Genomic DNA, 18,091 nt, shown 5'->3' with positions numbered 1-18,091 from the left:
TAATTCTGTTAAGAATACCTTGTGAAGGGGGTAACAATTTTGTCATTACCCGAAAACAGTTTAAACTCTACACCTCTGGCCAGCAGGCTGCATATTGCTATTTTTGGAAAAAGAAATGCCGGAAAATCCAGTCTCATAAACGCCATCACAAATCAGGAAATAGCCCTTGTTTCTCCGGTTGCTGGCACAACCACCGACCCGGTATTTAAAGCCATGGAGCTTTTACCTATTGGGCCGGTAGTAATAATAGACACGGCGGGAATCGATGACGAAGGTGCTCTTGGAGAACTCAGGGTAAAAAAGACCTATCAGGTTTTAAATAAAACCGATGTGGCGATTCTTGTAATAGATGGAGAAACCGGGGTATCGGACTACGATTTGGAGATACTCGCTAAAATAAAAGAAAAAAACATTCCCGTAATAGGTGTGGTGAATAAAAAGGATTCATCTAATTATAGGAGAGAAGAAAAAAAGAAATGGGAAGATTTACTGGGATTTTCCCTTCTTGAGGTCTCGGCTTTCAGGAGGGAAGGAATAGAAGAACTAAAAAGGCAGATAATAAACAAGGCTCCCGGCAGTTTTACCGATATCCCTTTAATTTCTGACCTTTTAAACCCCGGTGATGTGGCCGTTTTGGTAGTCCCCATCGATAAAGCGGCTCCTAAGGGAAGGCTTATTTTGCCCCAGCAGCAGACTATCAGGGAACTATTAGATAGCGGCTGCATTGCTATGGTTGCAAAAGAAAGCGAACTTAATATAGCTTTAAACTCGTTAAAACAAAAACCAAAATTGGTGGTGACTGACTCCCAGGCCTTCAAGAAGGTTGCCGAAATAACCCCTCAAGACATACCGCTCACTTCCTTTTCAATATTATTTGCCCGCTACAAAGGCGACCTTGTACAATTGGTGGAGGGGACAAAAGCCATTAAAAATTTAGAAAACGGAGACAAGGTTTTGATTTCCGAAGCTTGTACCCACCACCGGCAGGAAGATGACATCGGCACCGTAAAAATCCCCAGGTTATTAAAGGAAATCACCAAAAAAGAGCTTTCCTTTTCCTGGTCTTCCGGATTTACTTTCCCCGAAAACCTGGAGGATTACAAACTGGTAATACACTGCGGCGGTTGTATGATTAATAGAAAAGAGATGCTTTACAGGCTTTCGGTATTAAAAGAAAAAAATATCCCTGTGGTAAACTACGGGGTATTTATTGCGTTCGCTCTCGGGATACTGGACAGAGCCTTAAAACCTCTAAAAAATTAAAAAGAAGGGTTAACTTTTGACCCTTCTTTTTAATTTCTTTTTTAAAGTCTTTAATCGGAAAAAATCTTCCCTCTCCTTTTCCTCAAGTACTTCTGAAATAAATTTTACAATTTTCTCATACTTAGGTATTTGTATATTCTTCAAGGCATTAGCCCTTTTTTGCGTCTTTTTTATTTCTACGGCAAGTTTATATATAGAGTCTTCTATCTCAGCAAGCTCCAGTAAAAGGTATTTTACTTCGTAAAACCTGGTTACCGCTATATCCAAGGCGGTATTAGTATGATAAAAACTGTAATAGTGCTCTAAGGGCTTTTTTTCGTAAATTATTTTCGGAATTTCCACCCCCATAACGCTTTTATACAGAATATCGAATTCTTCCATAAGGGGGATGGAACAGGCCACTTCGTAGACCTGATTTACACCCAGGGTAATGTTGGCTATTTTAAGAGCCTCATAGGCTTCCTCAAAAATTGTGTTGATCTTTTCTTGAAGCTCCTCGGCCCTTTTCATGATGCTCATCAATTCTCTTATTAGAACATTTCTTTTTTTATCCAAAAGCTCATATCCTTTTTTTGAAAACTCCAAGGTAGCCTGTGCCGACAGTAAATTTGCTTTGGTAGGTGCTATGTTAAACAGCAATTTTATCAACCCCTTAAGTATTTTTTAATGAGCGAAGGGTTGATTCTGGTAAGTTCCTTTTCGGGTAAAATTTTCAAAAGCTTCCACATTAAGTCCAGGGTTTGAAAAATATCTCTTTCTTCATCGAAATCCTGATTAATAAATTTTTCTTCAAATTGCCTTCCGAACTCCATATAGCCCTTATCCACATCGGAAAGTTCTTCTTCCCCGATGACCTGCGCCAAAGCCCTTACTTCCTGAACCCTGGAATAAGAAGAAAAAACCTGGTTGGCAAGATCAGGATGATCCTCCCTCGTATACTTTTCGCCTATGCCGTCTTTCATAAGCCTCGAAAGGGAAGGCAGGATATTTATAGGGGGATATATCCCCTTTTGATAAAGGGCCCGGTTCAGCACTATCTGTCCTTCGGTTATATACCCGGTGAGGTCGGGCACCGGGTGGGTAATGTCATCGTTGGGCATTGTGAGTATTGGGATCTGAGTTATGCTGCCCTTAGAACCCTTTATCATCCCCGCTCTTTCGTAAAGGCTTGCTAAGTCCGAATACATGTACCCGGGATAGCCCTTCCTGGAGGGCACCTCCTCTCTTGCGGAAGATATTTCCCTTAAAGCATCGCAGTAACTTGTCATATCGGTCAGAATAACCAGGATGTGCATTCCGCACTCAAAAGCTAAAAATTCCGCTGCCGTTAGGGCGCAACGGGGTGTAATTATCCTTTCCACCACCGGGTCATCTGCCAGGTTTACATACATTACTACCTTATCCATTACCCCCGCTTCTTCAAAAGTTTTTACAAAGAAATCAGCCTCATCGTGTTTTATACCCATTGCCGCAAATACCACTGCAAAATTTTTTTCCTCATCCCCCGAAATTTTAGCTTGCTTTACAATCTGCGCTGCTAATTCATTATGGGGAAGTCCGTCGCCGGAAAATATGGGCAGTTTTTGCCCCCTGATAAGGGTCATCAGGCCGTCTATGGCAGATATACCAGTCTGAATAAAATTCCGGGGGTATACCCTTGCCACCGGATTCATGGGCCTGCCGTTTATGTCGTAGTAGCGTGTGGAAAAAATCTCTCCGGCTCCATCGATTGGTTTTGCTATTCCGTTGAACACCCTGCCGAGAATTTCTCTTGAAAGGGGGATCTTCATGGGATTCCCCGTAAAAGCCACCGTAATATCGGGAAGGGAAATCCCTGAAGTGCCCTCAAATACCTGAATGACTACTTTGTTTTTATCTATCTGAACAACCTTCCCGAGCCTTGAGGTTTTATCGGGCATTTCGATTTCCACTATTTCATCAAAAACCGCATCCCTTATATCTTCCATTATAAGAAGCGGACCTTCCGCTTTGTCCGCCCTTTTGTACTTTACCTTCATATGGAAGCACCTTCTTTTTCATACTTGGATTCGATACCATCGTAGTAATCATCTATTTTCTTCAGGATTTCTTCAAAAAATCCGCTGTTTTCCGGAGAATAGTTGTATTTCATCCGGATGACCTGGTCAAAAACATCATCATTTTTCACTTTGGAAAGGGGAATTCCCTTTTTAACACAGGAAAAAGCCCTGTCGTAAAGCCTGTTTATTACTTTCAGCATCTTGTACTGCCTTTCAAGAGGTACATAGGAATCTTCCCTGTGATAGGCATTCTGCTGAAGAAATCCTACCTTAATGACTTTCGCGATTTCCAGTATCAATTTCTGATCGTCCGGCAACACATCCTCCCCCACCAGTTTTACTATATCCAGCAGTTTACTTTCCTCCTGCAATATCCTCATCATCTTTGACCTTAAATCCAGCATGTCCGGAGCAACATTTTCCGAAAACCATTCTCTGAGCATTTTTATATAACCGCTGTAGGATAAAAGCCAGTTAATGGCAGGAAAATGCCTGGAATAAGCCAGTTCTTTGTCCAATGCCAAAAAAGCGCCAACCACCCTTTTGGTGGAAGCCGTTACGGGCTCCGAAAAATCCCCTCCCGCCGGAGAAACCGCACCAATTACAGTAATTGAGCCCTCGGTCCCGTTTAAATTTTCCACATATCCTGCCCTTTCGTAAAATTGAGCGAGCCTGGAAGCAAGATATGCAGGGTATCCTTCTTCAGCGGGCATTTCTTCAAGCCTGCCGGCAATCTCCCTTAAGGCTTCTGCCCAGCGGGAAGTGGAATCGGCCATTATAGCCACATTGTATCCCATATCTCTGAAATATTCTGCAATGGTTATTCCCGTATAAATCGAAGCCTCTCTTGCAGCAACGGGCATGTTGGAAGTATTCGCTATAAGAACGGTTCTATCCATCAGGGGCTTTTCGGTCCTCGGATCGATAAGCTTCGGGAAATCTTCCAGAACTTCCGTCATCTCATTGCCCCGTTCACCGCATCCGATGTATACAATTATATCCGCATCGCTCCACTTGGCGAGCTGATGTTGCGTTATCGTTTTTCCCGTTCCAAATCCTCCGGGGATGGCAGCGGTACCCCCTTTTGCCAGTGGAAAAAAAGTGTCGATTACCCTCTGGCCGGTAATTAAAAGTCTTCCTATCGGCAGTCTCTTCTTCACAGGGCGTGGTAACCTCACCGGCCACTCCTGGTACATTTTAAGAGGATATGTTTTTCCTTCCTCCTCAAGAACTACCAGGGTTTCCTCAATGGTGTAACTGCCGTCCTTTTTTACCTCTACCACCCTTCCCTTAAGAAAAGGAGGTATCATTATCTTATGGAGGATCATAGAGGTTTCCTGAACTTCCGCAAATACATCCCCACCCTTTAGATAATCCCCTACTTTTACTTTTATCCTTACATCCCATAATTTTTCTTCATCGATGGAAATTAGCCCTATGCCCTCCGGAATGAAGCTTTCTCCTTTTTCGTATATCTTCGAGAGCGGCCTTTCGATGCCATCAAAAATATTGCCCAGAATCCCGGGCCCCAATTTAACCGATAGCGGCCTTCCCGTTCCCAGTACCGGCTCTTTAGCTTTCAATCCCGAGGTCTCTTCATACACCTGTATAGTAGCCAAATCCTTTTCTAAGGAAATTATCTCTCCGATCAATTTTTTGTTCCCTACCATGACCATTTCCTGCATGGTAAATCCCGACATGTTGTTAGCCCTGACTACCGGGCCGTTGATGTAAACTATGTTCCCCGCCTTAAAATTCGTCATAAAACTTATACCTCCTCGCCCAGCTTGGAAAATAATAGCTGAGCAAGTAATGATTTGCCCTCTTCCAGCAAACTGCCTACCGAGAAATCTATTCTCACCCTTCCATCAGCACTCTCTGCTATTATGCCACCTTTAACCTCTTCAGTCCCCATCATGAATTCAAGGTTTTCGTCAAATTTGCTTTTTAAATAGTCCATGTACTTTTCAAAATCGTTTTTTGAAAGATATACAATTATTTTATCTTTTTCGGGAAATTTATTTTTTACTTCTATTATTGAATTTACAAGGAATTCGGCGTAACCTTCCTGCTTCAAAAAATCTTCCACCTTTTGAAGCATATCTTCTATCAACTTTTCCAGGAGTTCCTTCTTTTTCTTTAAAATATCCTGCTTTTTGTCCGTCAGCGCTTTTGAGATTATCCTTTGTTTTTTAATTTCGGCTTCTTTTAATGCCTCCCTTATGCGATCTGATTTTTTCCTCTCATATTCTTCCTTCACTCTTTTTATTTCCGCCTCATAGTATCCAATAATTTTATTTTTTTCATTCTCGTATTCTTCCTCAATTCTCTCAAACAGCACTTTGGCAAAAAGTGAGATCTTGTCTTCAATAGTAGTGGACATCCTATCACCTCAAATCTTCACTCCAATTGCTTCTTTTATATAACGAGTCAAAAAATCCTTCGGCCTTATACTGCCGTGCCGATCCGGAACCTCCAATATAACGGGGTAATCCTTGGAAAGTTTCATTCTTCCTATTTCATTTTTTACTTTTTCTGCAAGGCTTTCGGTAATAATAATAATGCCTGTTTCCTCAATTTTTCTTAGCCTTTCTATTTCCTCCAGAACTTCCTGACCTTCTTCGATGTATTTTCCCTCTATTCCCGCAAGCCTGAAACCGGTAATGGTATCCGAACTGTCGCTTATCACGAACATCTTCATTTTAGACCCTTCCCAGAATCATTATGGATATAATAAGACCATATATGGCGATACCTTCTGCAAGCCCTACGTAAATAAGGGTTTTACCGAGTATTTTGGGGTCTTCCGAAACTGCCCCCAGAGCAGATGATCCTACCGCTCCCACGGCATAACCGGCCCCAATAGTGGCAAGACCCGTCGATAAGGCTGCAGCCAGGAAAGCGCTGCTGGAAGCAGGGTTATCGCCACCCTGTGCCCTTGCCGCTTGAGGCATCAGGAAGAACAAAAAGAAAGCCAATATCAAAGAAAAAGCAAACACGCTTAATCCCAGGGCTTTTTTAGCCTTGATTCCATCCAGGGATGCAAAGCCTGCAAGAACCGTTAACACCGATACCATTATAAGTAAAAAAACAGTTAACATCATAAAGCAATTCCTCCCCGATATTTTTATACCATTGCCATTTTAATCATTTTCATTTTTAAGGTTTTGCCGAACTGGTCCATAAATGCCTTCCTGCTTAAAGTTTTAACCTTACGAATATATTCGGAAGATTTCATAATAAGCGCTGGAGAATACTCCACCCCTTCTCCTTTGAAGTACTTGCTGAAAAGTTCATAGTATTCAAGCCTCAATGCCTGTATAAACACTATCAGCCCTTCAAGACCTATAATGATGGCATTCCCGAGGATTAAAAGCATTATCCCTCCTATTCTGGACCTGGTCATTTCAGCCATGGTCGCAAAGGCGATGTATAAGCCTACGTGGTTTAGTGCAAAGGCTCCAACCCTTATAAAGGAAATGGTGTTGGATACCATAGAAAGCAGTGTTTCTAATACTCCAAAACCTTCTTCCACGAAATAATCCCCGGCTGGCTCCGAAAAAAGTTTTTCCTTTTTAAATAATATATTGGTTAAAGGTTCTCTAAGTACGATAATCATCAATGATAAAATCAAAAGAAAAGTGATCATAGGTGAAAGCCCGATGTTTTTAATCGAATAATTATATATGCTGTAAAGAAGCAGGATATAAAAGGAAAGTCCTGCTGCTCCGTTCCTTCCAAAAATTCCTTCCTTAAAGTTACCCGACAGGCTTGAATTCAAGATTCCAAAGATAAAACCGGCAATTAAAAGGCAGATACCCAGCGCCACCGCACTCAAAAGCATAAAATTTATATTTGCCATGGGCCTTACGATTAGCGCAGGGATTAACTCTTCAGATCCAAAAACGCTGCCGTATAAAAGCCCGAAAATTGCGGAACTCAAGCCAATTCTGCTCAACACCCCTCCTAAGTTGGGTCTTCTCATAAAAAGATTTAATACAATACCTGCGGTAAATAAAACAAGCCCCTGCCCTAAGTCTCCAAACATCGCGCCAAAAAGCAGCATGTAGGTTAGCCCAAAAAATACCGTCGGGTCCTTTTCGTCATAAGAAGGAATGCCGTACATTTTAACCATTTCTTCAAAGGGTCTGAAAAGACCCGGGTTTTTTAATTTGGTCGGTGGGGTTAAACTCGAATTTTTATTACCCGTTTCTTCAATCAGAATTATAAGCTCATCTTTGAAGTTTTTCTCCAGTTCATCTTTTAAACTTTCCACCTTGCTCACCGGGACAAAACCGAAAAGGTAAAACAAATTCCTGCTTATGGCCACATCGGATTTCAATTCTTCAATCTTCTTTTCCATTTCCAGCCTTGCAAAGGATTTTCTTATTTCCTCCTTAAACTGCCTGCCAAAGTTTTCAATGTCCCTTTTAAGCTGCTCTATCCTGCTTTTGTACCGGTCAATCTCTTCTTGAAGTTTTCGGATAATCTCCGAAGCATTGCCTTCATAATCAATAGGAAGCTTTAATTCCTCAAAATTTAATGAACTTAATATCCTTTCCACCGTTTCCTGAAGGGTATTAGGTGTAATCGATGCCACATAAACGTATTTTGATTCCGCTTCTACTTTTATCACTACGGCAGGTATATTTTCGTAATTCTTCTTTAGCTTTAAATAATTCTCTTTTGTTAGTTTTAAAAATTTGAAGGTCATGAATTTCATTTTTAAAAGCTCCGACAGATCAAAATCATACTTTTCAAGGTATTTCAGGTTTCGTATGAATTCCATATTTTGTTCGCATAAGTTGCTTTTTTCTTTTATCTCCTGGGCATATTCCCGTATTTTTAAATAAATTTTATTCAGGCTTTCCATATATTCCGAATAATCGTAATCCTGCCCCAAATACTCCCTTTTAATTTCGGGCGAAAGATTAAAAAGCCCTAAGAGGGATACTATCATTTCTTCTTCCTTTGAAAAATCCCTTTTTGCACTGTAAGGTTTGACATAGGGAAGTTCCTCTAAGGCTTCTATATTCTTTTCATTGGGCGGCAGCACAAAATCCGTAGCACTTATGCGGGAAAAAGCATTTAAAAAATGCATGCTCCCGTTTAACACAATCTGTCGCATTACCCTGTCTAAAAGTTCTTTTTTACCGATAACGCCCATTATATTCATTTTTTCAATTGCCATAATAAAACGCCTCCTGAGTTAATAAAGGCAAATCACAAAGGACGAATCAGAAATTTTTTTGCCGTCTCCAAATATATTTCATATTTCAAACTTTCGGCTATGGAAATTATATCCCGTATCTCAAAATCCAAAAACCATATATAAGATACAATTTGAATTATAGTCAAAGGTGCGGCTCTCGTGAGATTTTTAAATTTAAAATATAAAAATCGATTAATCCGCCTTTCCATATATATATCCTGCTGGGCGTCTTTTTTAAATAAAAAACCGTATCCTTCTTTTTCCGCAATGTTAAATACCTCATTTAAGTCTTTTGCGTAGCACATTTCTTTTCGCTTTTTAAAATTAATCTTGTATCCAAAATCTATGGTGTAGTTCAATATTTCTTCGGCAGAAAGGTTGTAAAATTTTTTACCCCTGTAAATCCACTGAAGATTGTATAAATCCGCTACCATGCCTTCCCATAAACTCAAAACCTTTTTGTCCTCTCCCGAAAGCTTCTCCCATTTCCTTCTAATGATGGTAAAATAAGCTGTATCTAAAGCCATTTCGAGCCTGAATAGATTTTCTCTTTTTCCATCCAAAAGGGGCTTTAAATAATCGTAAATTTCAGACCCCTCGAGGGCTAAAATAAAATCCCTTATGGTACGGGCTTTTATTAATCTCTCCGGATCCGCTTTGCTGTACTTCCCTATGAAAGAATAGTTTTCTATAGTCCGTTCCGTTCCATTGTAAATGTCCCTTGCAAGATTTTTCAAATCCTCAATCTCGTACTTTAAAAAAAGGGTTTTTACAAAGTCCCGGTACTCATCGTTCAAATAAAAAAGCAGTTTATCTATAATTTTAACCATATTTCTTCTTAAGGCATTTTCCAGGGTTCTTCTATTGGCCTCTTCTGGCTTTACACTATTTAATAGTTTTCCGTAAGAAGTTTTTTCCTTTAAATACAGAACCATTTCGGGAATGCTTTTTTTCTTCAAGAGCTCTAAATAATCCTCATCCTTTAAAAATTTGCCTTCCAAGGACTTTATTTTAGTATTCACCGCTGCAAATCTAACCACATTTCCCATAATGATTACCTCTTTACTTTAAAAATCCTTAAAAAAAATTCCCTTTCTATTTCATCCTTAACCTCTGAAAATACTTCCTCTAAGTTATTTAAAATTTTTTCCGTATCCCGCCTTATCTCTTCCGCTTCCCTCTCTCCTTCTTCTACCGCTTCATTAAAAGCTTTTTTACTGCTTTCATCTATTTCTCTTTCGTATTTTTCTATAAGTTCCCTGATTTTATTTTTGTAATCCTCCTCCAAACTGCGAAGCCCTTCTTCCCTTTTTCTTTGAACCTCCTGAGCTTTCCGGTCAATCTCCAAAAGTCTTTCTATGACCTTTTCTTCCATATTTTCCACCTTCTTTAATTTTCTTTATACCGTTATACTCCTTTTTTTTAATACTTACAAACAATTAAAAAGCTTAATTAATGTATGTTTTAGCTATATATATTATTTTCCCGGTATACAATATTATTTATCTTATTTTATCTTTGTTTTGCCCTGTTTTTTTCTTTTTTCCTTTATTTCATTAGCGTAAAATGTCCAAAAATAAAAACCCCCTTTGGGGGGAAAAATTATTATATTTTGTTCATATTTTTTGCCTCTTCCGCCGCATTTTTTACTTCGTATATATTTTTTCCTATGCTTGCCTCTACAGCAGCAATAAGGGCACCCTCAATGAAAGGCGCATCTACTATAAATACCTTGTTTTTTACACCTTCTTCCAAATCCTCTAAAGCCATTTGTGCGCTCATAACAGCACTACCTAAATCTACAAAAATAAGCACTCCATCTTCTGTCCACATTTCTTTTATTTTTTCCTCTATTAAACAAGCATTTGTCCCCAGTCTGCCATCAGTTGTTCCTGCTGCAATTTCAATCCTCACCTTTTCTTGCGTCATCTGCTTTATTAGTTCCAAGGTGCCCTCTGCGATTTTTGTGCTATGAGAAACGAGCAGAATACTTACCATATAACCTCCTCCATTTATTTCTTCAATATTTTATCTGCTACGGTTTTAAGTATTATATAGCAGGATGTAGCACCGGGGTCTTGATGTCCTATACTTCTTTCTCCCAAGTAACTTGCTCTTCCCTTTTTAGCAATGATTTCTTTTGTATATTCCATCCCTTTTTCAGCCGCTTTTAAAGATAATTCCAATGCAATATCCTTTCCTTTATCTTTATTTATTTTAATCTCTTCTATAGCCGGTTCAAGGGTATCCACAATTGTTTTTTCGCCCTTTTCCGCTTTTCCTCTAGTCTTTATACCGTCTAAAGCTGCCTCTAAAATTTTAATATAATCTTCAAAATCTATACTTGTTTTTTGAGCTACCACCTGACCGGCTCTCATAAATGCCGTTCCGTATAAAGGGCCGGAAGCTCCGCCAACAGTTGATACAAGAGTCATCCCAACCGTCTTCAGTATTGATCCGCAATCCTTATCACCCATATTCTCTATTTTTTCCATAACCGACTTAAATCCTTTTGTTAAATTAATTCCGTGGTCCGCATCCCCGATAGCTGAATCCAATTGTGTTAAGTATTCTTTGTTTGCTGAAATGTTTTCGTATATATCTCTGAGAATTTCTATAAGTTCTTTTGCAGTTACAGGCATTTTCCATATACTCCTTTCGGTTATTATAACTGTTTAAATGCTGGTGTATCTGCAGGTGCATCCAAAAGTTCTTTCAATTCATCATCCAATTTTAAAAGGGTAATGGACCCTCCAGCCATTTCTAACGATGTCATATATTCTCCAACGAAGGTCTTATATACTTTTATTCCATTTTGATCTAAAATTTCACTTACTCTCTTATTCATAATAAAAAGTTCCATCAATGGAGTCCCGCCAAGACCGTTTATCATTACAGCTACTTCATCTCCCGAATTATACGGTAAATCTTTTAATATCTTTGACATAAGATGATCTACTACTTCATCGGCCTTCATCAATTTAGTCCTCATTGTTCCGGGCTCTCCATGAATTCCCATACCTATTTCCATTTCATCATCAGCCAAAGTAAAATTAGGCTTTCCAGCAGCCGGAACTATGCACGGAGTAAGGGCCATTCCCATACTTCTTACATTTTTTATAACCTTTTCCGCTACAGCTTTAACTTCTTCTAATGTTCCACCTGCTTGAGCCTTTGCACCTGCTATTTTATGCACAAATACGGTACCCGCAATACCCCTCCTACCTACTGTATAAGTAGAATTTTCTACAGCTACGTCATCATTTACTATTACGCTTGCAACATTTATTCCCTCTGTTTGCGCCATTTCCCCTGCCATTTCAAAATTCATTACATCACCGGTATAGTTTTTAATAATCAATAGTACACCAGCCCCACCATCAACAGCTTTTATTGCTTCAAAAATCTGATCTGGAGTTGGAGAAGTAAAAACATTTCCTGCTACGCCGGCATCCAGCATACCTTTGCCTACAAAACCAGCGTGTGAAGGTTCATGACCGCTGCCACCACCGGAAACAAGTGCTACTTTCCCTTTTACCGGTGCATCCTTTCTTACTATTACATTATAGCCTTCAAGCTTTTTAACATACTGCGGATAAGCCTTCACCATACCCTGAAGCATTTCTTCCACGACAAATTCAGGATTATTAATTAATTTTTTCATAAAAAAACCCCCTATTTTTTTATTTTTAGCTGAAGGTTTATAACCTTCAGCTAATCTCCATAGAGTTTAATTATAACTTCTTGAAGCAATAATATTTATCCCCGTTCCTGCAATGTTTTCTTTAATTACATCACCCATACGAACCGGAGGTTTTACTCTAACATTTTTTAGTTCTTCCATTGCCTTAAATAATAATTCTTTTGGAATAGGTTTTTCTGTTTTAACGGGAAGCAGTTCTCCATTTTCCAAAAAAACAGTGGTAGTAAGCATTCTCTTAGGGGATATTACTTCTTCTTTTGCATAGTCAAAGCCTCTTTTACATTGATTTCCGGCAATTTCTTTTATTTTTTTATCTTCAAAGGTAACCTTAATCCTGCACCCGGTAGGACATACAATACATGTTACAGTTTTTTCTTTAAGCATTTAAGTCACCTTCTTCAATAAAAAATTTCATAAACTCTTCTGCCAATATTTCTTCTTTTTTTAGTTCAATATTAATCATTTCACTGGGCTTTACATGCCTTAAAGTTTTCTTTTTTATAATACCTTTTTCCGATTCAATTACTAAAAGACATTTTTCAAAAGGTAAAGTGCTTCTCATGAAAAATTTTTGTTTTCCATCGATGATGTTTTCTTTATCAATAAAATTAGGTATAACATACCTAATATTTTTATCCGGAATAATTTTTATATTTTTTGCACTTAATTTTCCATCTTTAATATATCGAGCAGCTCCTTTAGCTGCCAGCTGTGCTTCCATCGTGACAAAATCCACCAGATCGTGCACATGCAGGACATTACCGCATGCAAAAATCCCTTCTACTGAAGTCTGCATGCTCTCATCTACTATAGGCCCACCGGTAATCTCGTTAATTTCTACCTTTGCCATTTTCGAAAGCTCATTTTCAGGTATAAGCCCCACTGATAAAAGCAATGTATCGCAAGAAATAAACTGTTCTGTCCCTTTAATAGGTTTTAAATTGTCGTCCACCTTCGCAATCATTACTCCTTCAACCCTCTTTGTCCCGTGTATATTCACCACTGTATGACTTAATATCAAAGGGATATTATAGTCTTCCAAACATTGAACAATATTCCTTGTCAACCCATTAGAATAAGGCATTATCTCAACAACACATTTAACCTTTGCCCCTTCAAGGGTAAGCCTCCTTGCCATTATCAGTCCTATATCTCCCGAACCTAATATTACTATCTCTTTTCCGGGCATATAACCTTCAATATTTACATACCTTTGTGCTGTACCAGCTGTAAATATTCCTGCAGGACGAGATCCCGGAATATTTATCGCACCCCTTGTCCTTTCTCTACACCCCATTGCTAAAATTACCGCTTTTGCCTGTATTTCTATTAACCCTTCTTCGGGATTTACTGCAATTATTCTTTTATCCTCCGTCAGCTCAATAACCATAGTATTAAGCTTAAATTCTATCCCTAAGTCTTTAACTTTTTGTATAAATCTCTCTGCATATTCAGGCCCGGTCAACTCTTCATTAAAAATATGAAGTCCAAATCCTGTATGAATGCATTGCTTTAAGATGCCTCCAAGCTCTGATTCCCTGTCTATTACAAGGACATCTTTTATCCCCTGGTTTTTAGCTTCAACAGCAGCTGAGAGGCCAGCAGGTCCTCCTCCGATTATTACTAATTCCCTATTCTGCAAGATGCCCACCACCTTCTATTTCAAATTCTTTTACCCGTCCTTTTAGAATTTCCGAACCGGGCCCAAATTTTGTCACCTGAGTTTGTTCAATGTTTAGCTCCTTGGAAAGAATTTCGGCAATACGGGGTGAGCAAAATCCTCCCTGGCATCTTCCCATCCCTGCTCTTGTACGCCTTTTTACAGCATCCAAACTTTTTGCGCCAAGGGGCCTTCTTATTGCATCAATAATCTCTGCCTTAGTTACGGTTTCACAACGGCAAACTATATGCCCAAAATCTGGATTTTCTTCAATTAACTTTTTCCTCTGTTCATTGGTTAATTCGCGAAATCTAAATTTTTTAGGTCTACCGCATATATAATTTTGTTTATAGTTTAACTGTAGACCTTCATCTTTTAGTATTTCTATTACCATTTCTGCTATAGCAGGAGCGGCTGAAAGGCCAGGTGACTGTATTCCCCCTGCATTAATAAACCCTTTTACCTTTTGCGATGCATTTATAACAAAATCATCTGTTTCGGCTACGGCCCTGATTCCTGCAAAAGATGTAATTACACTTTTTAAAGGAATATTTGGAACAAGCCTTTGTGCTCCTTTTATTATCTCTTCTATGCCTTCCAATGTTACCGATGTATCCTCTTTACTTTCCTGATTGTTAGAATTTGGACCGATAAAAAAGTTCCCATCTACCGTAGGTGATACTAAGATTCCTTTTGAAATTTTTGTGGGAGTTGGAAATAAAACTTTATTAACTATATTTCCAACGCTCTTATCAAAGAGCAGATATTCGCCCTTTCTCGGAATTATTTTGTATTCTTCTGCATTAGCCATTCTTGCTATCTCATCTGCATAAACGCCCGCAGCATTTATTATAAACCTCGCGTGAATGTCTTCATGGGTTGTTTTTACTATGAATCCATCTTTTAATTTTTCTATTCCAATAACGGGGGAATTAAACTTAAATTCCACTCCATTAAGAAAAGCATTTTCCCCAAAAGCTTGGGCAAGCTCATAGGGGCATATTATCCCCGCAGTTTTTGCAAATAATGCTGCTTTAACTTCTTTATTAACATTAGGTTCCATTTTTAAAATATCTTCTTTCCCAATAATCTCTATCTGTGGAATCCCGTTTATCTTACCTCTCTCCAAAAGATTTTCAATCTCTTTGATTTCTTCATCATTAAAGGCAAGGACTAAAGAGCCAATTCTTTTAAAAGGAACATCTAATTCCTCGCATATCTTTGAAAAAAGGAAATTGCCCCTGACATTTAATTTTGCTTTTAATGTTCCCGGTTTTGCATCATAACCTGCGTGTATTATTGCACTATTCGCCTTAGTGGTGCCACTGGCGACATCGTCACCTTTTTCCAGTAAAACTACATCTAAATTATATTTCCCAAGCTCATAAGCTATTGCAGTGCCAACTACACCACCGCCAATGATTACTACATCTTTCAATCTCTTTTACCTCCCTTAAAAAAAGTAAAAAGAGCCACACTTTTTAAAGTGTGGCTCTCCAATTCTCCACCACATCCCGTTCACTATTATATCGTATGTTCTATATTTATATTACATATTATACTATTAAAAACATTTCTTTGAAATATTTTTTTCTTTAATTTTAGACTTATTCCTTTTCCCAATCCAAAGCTCTCTTTACAGCTTTCTTCCATCCGGTATACAACTTATTCCTTGTCTCTTCTTCCATTACCGGTTTGAATTCCCTATCAATTTGCCATTTCTTTGCTATTTCATCCATGCTATTCCAGTATCCTACTGCAAGTCCTGCAAGGTATGCAGCGCCAAGTGCTGTCGTCTCAGTTACCCTGGGTCTTGCTACGGGAACTCCAAGTATATCTGCCTGGAATTGCATTAAGAAATTGTTTGCGACAGCGCCGCCGTCAACTTTAAGGGCTGTAAGGTTTATTCCTGAATCCTTCTGCATTGCTTCAAGAACATCCTTCGTCTGGTATGCAATGGATTCAAGAGCCGCTCTGATAATGTGTTCCCTTTTAGCTCCTCTTGTTAAGCCGACGATTGTACCTCTTGCATACATATCCCAGTAAGGAGCTCCAAGGCCAACAAAGGCAGGCACCAGATACACTCCGTTCGTATCAGGCACTTTTGTAGCATACTCTTCACTCTGGGCAGATGTATCAATAATTCTGAGCTCATCTCTTAGCCACTGTACAACCGCGCCTGCAATAAATATACTTCCTTCTAAGGCATATTCTACCTTACCATCAACGCCCCATGCGATAGTAGTCAAAAGTCCGCTTTCGGATGCAACTGCTTTTTCTCCTGTATTCATCAACATGAAGCAGCCCGTTCCGTAGGTGTTCTTTGCCATACCGGGTTTATAACATGGCTGACCAAAGAGTGCTGCTTGCTGGTCTCCTGCATCCCCTGCAATGGGCACTTTTGCGCCAAATACTTCAGGTTCTGTATAGCCGTAAACAAAGCTGGAAGGCTTAACTTCGGGAAGCATTGCCCGAGGAATATTTAATTCCTTTAATATATCGTCATCCCAATCCAGCTTATGAATATTGAAAATCATGGTTCTTGAAGCATTAGAGTAGTCGGTCACATGAACCTTGCCGCCCGTTAAATTCCATATAAGCCATGTATCTACATTGCCAAACAGTACTTCTCCCTTTTGAGCTTTTTCTCTAACGCCTTCTACATTATCAAGAATCCACTTAATTTTTGTCCCGGAAAAATATGCATCTACTACGAGTCCGGTCTTTTTCCTTATAGTTTCAGCTAATCCTTTTTCTTTTAATTCGTCACAAATAGGGGCTGTCCTCCTGCATTGCCATACAATCGCATTATAAACGGGTTTTCCTGTGTTCTTATCCCAAACAATGGTAGTTTCTCTTTGATTTGTAATTCCGATTGCTGCTATGTCTTCAGGTACAAGTCTTGCCTTTTCTAAAGCTTCTTTTGCTACTCCTATCTGAGTACCCCATATTTCCATTGGATCATGTTCAACCCATCCGGGCTTTGGATAAATCTGCGTAAATTCTTTTTGAGCTACACTTATTATTGAACCGTTTTCATCGAATATAATCGCTCTTGAACTTGTTGTGCCCTGATCTAAAGCCATTACATATTTTGCCATAATAATCCCCCTTTACTTAATTTTTTCTACACTCTTTTGATTTTTTATACCATTGCAAAAAGCAAAAGCCCGCCTAAAACCCCGCCTAATACGCCGCTTATAATTACTTCCCAATCAATTTTCTTTCCGGCAAAAAGATCGGCTACAAAAAGTCCCCAGAATGCTGCAATAGCCATATCACTCCATGCCCCGCCCGCATTCATCTGAGGTTCGTACATTAATCCTATACCGTGGTTTAAAAGCCATATAGTTCCTACTATAAAGAAGCCAGCAAGGACACCGCCAAAACTCTTATAATCTTCCACAAGTTTCCCCCATACCATTCCGATCACCAACGGGAAAATAATTCCTCCAAAAATTGTCGTTAAAACATGCTGCCAGGTCCACATTATGCATCACTCCTTCTTATAGAATAAAGGAGATAACCGGCTATCGTCGCACCAATTAACTGGAAAAATACCGTCGGAAGCGTTACCCCCAAACTTGCCCCGTGAAATAACCCTTGAGCACCCCTCACCAAACCCTTTACTGGGTCTAAAACAACGGTTCCTCCTAAGAGAGCAGAAAGCCATACAGAAATCGCCATATCGACCCATGCTGAATCGGATTTATTCGGCATTAATCCGGCATAATGATTGATAAACCAACCTGTAGTAATGATTATTCCTGCAGCAAGCCAGCCACCAAGCCAGTTCCATCTTGCAAGGCACGAAGGCCAAATGGTAAAAACTCCAAACCCTACGAATGCCCCGGTAATCATACCGGCAAAAATCCTTCTGAAATTCATTTAAACTTATACCTCCTTTTTAAATTTGTAGATTTTCGGAAACTCAGTTTCCTTTATTATCAAACCCTCTTAAGAGGGCTGTTAATTTTTTACCTCCACCTGTCTCTGTTGCAAAAATAGCTGATATTTATAGATATCACGAGGTATTATGAGTATACTCGTAATTATCGCAAATATTTGCTTTAAATCATACTTGACTTTTTTGAATCGCCCCCATAATTGAAGTGGATGGTATTTTTTACCATTACTTCTAATAAATGAGGGTGATTCTTTTATGCTTATTAAATGTTCTTCTCATGTTGAGTTTAAACAGTTTTTACAAAAGC

General features: G+C 39.1%; 19 protein-coding genes. 1 reads left to right on the top strand and 18 read right to left on the bottom strand.

Annotated features, from left to right (window positions below; all coding sequences use genetic code 11):
* Nucleotides 1-39 precede the first annotated feature (39 nt).
* Nucleotides 40-1,263, top strand: coding sequence for a [FeFe] hydrogenase H-cluster maturation GTPase HydF (gene hydF / locus ATZ99_RS07625; protein ID WP_068748647.1), 1,224 nt, complete (start codon nucleotides 40-42; stop codon nucleotides 1,261-1,263).
* A 9-nt stretch (nucleotides 1,264-1,272) separates the two neighbouring features.
* Here the strand turns inward: hydF and ATZ99_RS07620 are convergent, their stop codons facing one another.
* The 18 genes from ATZ99_RS07620 to ATZ99_RS07535 all read right to left on the bottom strand — a co-directional run bounded on the left by ATZ99_RS07620 (nucleotide 1,273) and on the right by ATZ99_RS07535 (nucleotide 17,765).
* On the bottom strand, nucleotides 1,273-1,902 hold the full coding sequence (locus tag ATZ99_RS07620; protein ID WP_157074736.1) for a V-type ATP synthase subunit D: 630 nt from the start codon (nucleotides 1,900-1,902) through the stop codon (nucleotides 1,273-1,275).
* A gap of 5 nt (nucleotides 1,903-1,907) precedes the next feature.
* Nucleotides 1,908-3,281: a V-type ATP synthase subunit B gene (locus ATZ99_RS07615; RefSeq protein ID WP_068748646.1), complete on the bottom strand. Its 1,374-nt coding sequence runs from the start codon at nucleotides 3,279-3,281 to the stop codon at nucleotides 1,908-1,910.
* On the bottom strand, nucleotides 3,278-5,065 hold the full coding sequence (locus ATZ99_RS07610) for a V-type ATP synthase subunit A (RefSeq protein WP_068748645.1): 1,788 nt from the start codon (nucleotides 5,063-5,065) through the stop codon (nucleotides 3,278-3,280). Before ATZ99_RS07610 ends, ATZ99_RS07615 begins: the two co-directional genes overlap by 4 nt.
* Before the next feature lie 5 nt (nucleotides 5,066-5,070).
* Nucleotides 5,071-5,685, bottom strand: coding sequence for a V-type ATP synthase subunit E (locus ATZ99_RS07605; protein ID WP_068748644.1), 615 nt, complete (start codon nucleotides 5,683-5,685; stop codon nucleotides 5,071-5,073).
* 9 nt (nucleotides 5,686-5,694) lie between these two features.
* Nucleotides 5,695-6,003, bottom strand: a complete 309-nt coding sequence (locus ATZ99_RS07600; RefSeq protein WP_068748643.1) for a V-type ATP synthase subunit F — start codon at nucleotides 6,001-6,003, stop codon at nucleotides 5,695-5,697.
* Nucleotide 6,004: 1 nt separating this feature from the next.
* A complete protein-coding gene (locus tag ATZ99_RS07595) occupies nucleotides 6,005-6,406 on the bottom strand; it encodes an ATP synthase subunit C (protein WP_068748642.1) in 402 nt (133 codons plus the stop codon).
* A 23-nt stretch (nucleotides 6,407-6,429) separates the two neighbouring features.
* Nucleotides 6,430-8,493: a V-type ATP synthase subunit I gene (locus tag ATZ99_RS07590; RefSeq protein ID WP_083947416.1), complete on the bottom strand. Its 2,064-nt coding sequence runs from the start codon at nucleotides 8,491-8,493 to the stop codon at nucleotides 6,430-6,432.
* 32 nt (nucleotides 8,494-8,525) lie between these two features.
* Nucleotides 8,526-9,563: a V-type ATPase subunit gene (locus tag ATZ99_RS07585; RefSeq protein ID WP_068748641.1), complete on the bottom strand. Its 1,038-nt coding sequence runs from the start codon at nucleotides 9,561-9,563 to the stop codon at nucleotides 8,526-8,528.
* Nucleotides 9,564-9,568: 5 nt separating this feature from the next.
* Nucleotides 9,569-9,889 (bottom strand): hypothetical protein, encoded by a 321-nt coding sequence (locus ATZ99_RS07580; protein ID WP_068748640.1) that lies wholly within the window; start codon nucleotides 9,887-9,889, stop codon nucleotides 9,569-9,571.
* Nucleotides 9,890-10,119: 230 nt separating this feature from the next.
* Nucleotides 10,120-10,512 (bottom strand): dihydroxyacetone kinase phosphoryl donor subunit DhaM, encoded by a 393-nt coding sequence (dhaM, locus tag ATZ99_RS07575; protein WP_068748639.1) that lies wholly within the window; start codon nucleotides 10,510-10,512, stop codon nucleotides 10,120-10,122.
* 14 nt (nucleotides 10,513-10,526) lie between these two features.
* Complete coding sequence (gene dhaL, locus ATZ99_RS07570; protein ID WP_068748638.1) at nucleotides 10,527-11,156, bottom strand: dihydroxyacetone kinase subunit DhaL; 630 nt, start codon at nucleotides 11,154-11,156, stop codon at nucleotides 10,527-10,529.
* Nucleotides 11,157-11,179: 23 nt separating this feature from the next.
* Nucleotides 11,180-12,178, bottom strand: coding sequence for a dihydroxyacetone kinase subunit DhaK (dhaK, locus tag ATZ99_RS07565; protein ID WP_068748637.1), 999 nt, complete (start codon nucleotides 12,176-12,178; stop codon nucleotides 11,180-11,182).
* 66 nt (nucleotides 12,179-12,244) lie between these two features.
* Nucleotides 12,245-12,601 carry a DUF1667 domain-containing protein gene (locus ATZ99_RS07560; protein ID WP_068748636.1) on the bottom strand — a complete coding sequence of 119 codons (357 nt, stop codon included), beginning with the start codon at nucleotides 12,599-12,601 and terminating at the stop codon, nucleotides 12,245-12,247.
* Entirely contained in the window at nucleotides 12,594-13,859 is a 1,266-nt protein-coding gene (locus ATZ99_RS07555) for an NAD(P)/FAD-dependent oxidoreductase (RefSeq protein WP_068748635.1), read from the bottom strand. The genes ATZ99_RS07560 and ATZ99_RS07555 overlap by 8 nt, the downstream gene beginning before the upstream one ends.
* Nucleotides 13,849-15,315, bottom strand: coding sequence for an NAD(P)/FAD-dependent oxidoreductase (locus ATZ99_RS07550; protein WP_068748634.1), 1,467 nt, complete (start codon nucleotides 15,313-15,315; stop codon nucleotides 13,849-13,851). Before ATZ99_RS07550 ends, ATZ99_RS07555 begins: the two co-directional genes overlap by 11 nt.
* A gap of 169 nt (nucleotides 15,316-15,484) precedes the next feature.
* Nucleotides 15,485-16,978 (bottom strand): glycerol kinase GlpK, encoded by a 1,494-nt coding sequence (glpK, locus tag ATZ99_RS07545; protein WP_068748633.1) that lies wholly within the window; start codon nucleotides 16,976-16,978, stop codon nucleotides 15,485-15,487.
* 44 nt (nucleotides 16,979-17,022) lie between these two features.
* Nucleotides 17,023-17,367, bottom strand: coding sequence for a Lin0368 family putative glycerol transporter subunit (locus tag ATZ99_RS07540; RefSeq protein WP_068748632.1), 345 nt, complete (start codon nucleotides 17,365-17,367; stop codon nucleotides 17,023-17,025).
* Nucleotides 17,367-17,765: a Lin0368 family putative glycerol transporter subunit gene (locus tag ATZ99_RS07535; RefSeq protein ID WP_068748631.1), complete on the bottom strand. Its 399-nt coding sequence runs from the start codon at nucleotides 17,763-17,765 to the stop codon at nucleotides 17,367-17,369. The genes ATZ99_RS07540 and ATZ99_RS07535 overlap by 1 nt, the downstream gene beginning before the upstream one ends.
* Nucleotides 17,766-18,091: the final 326 nt, after the last annotated feature.

This window comes from Thermovenabulum gondwanense (assembly GCF_001601575.1).
GTDB classification, from domain to species: Bacteria; Bacillota; Thermosediminibacteria; order Thermosediminibacterales; family Thermosediminibacteraceae; genus Thermovenabulum; species Thermovenabulum gondwanense.
The sequence above is the reverse complement of the archived record's forward strand: the minus strand, read 5'-3'. Positions and strand labels throughout refer to the sequence as shown.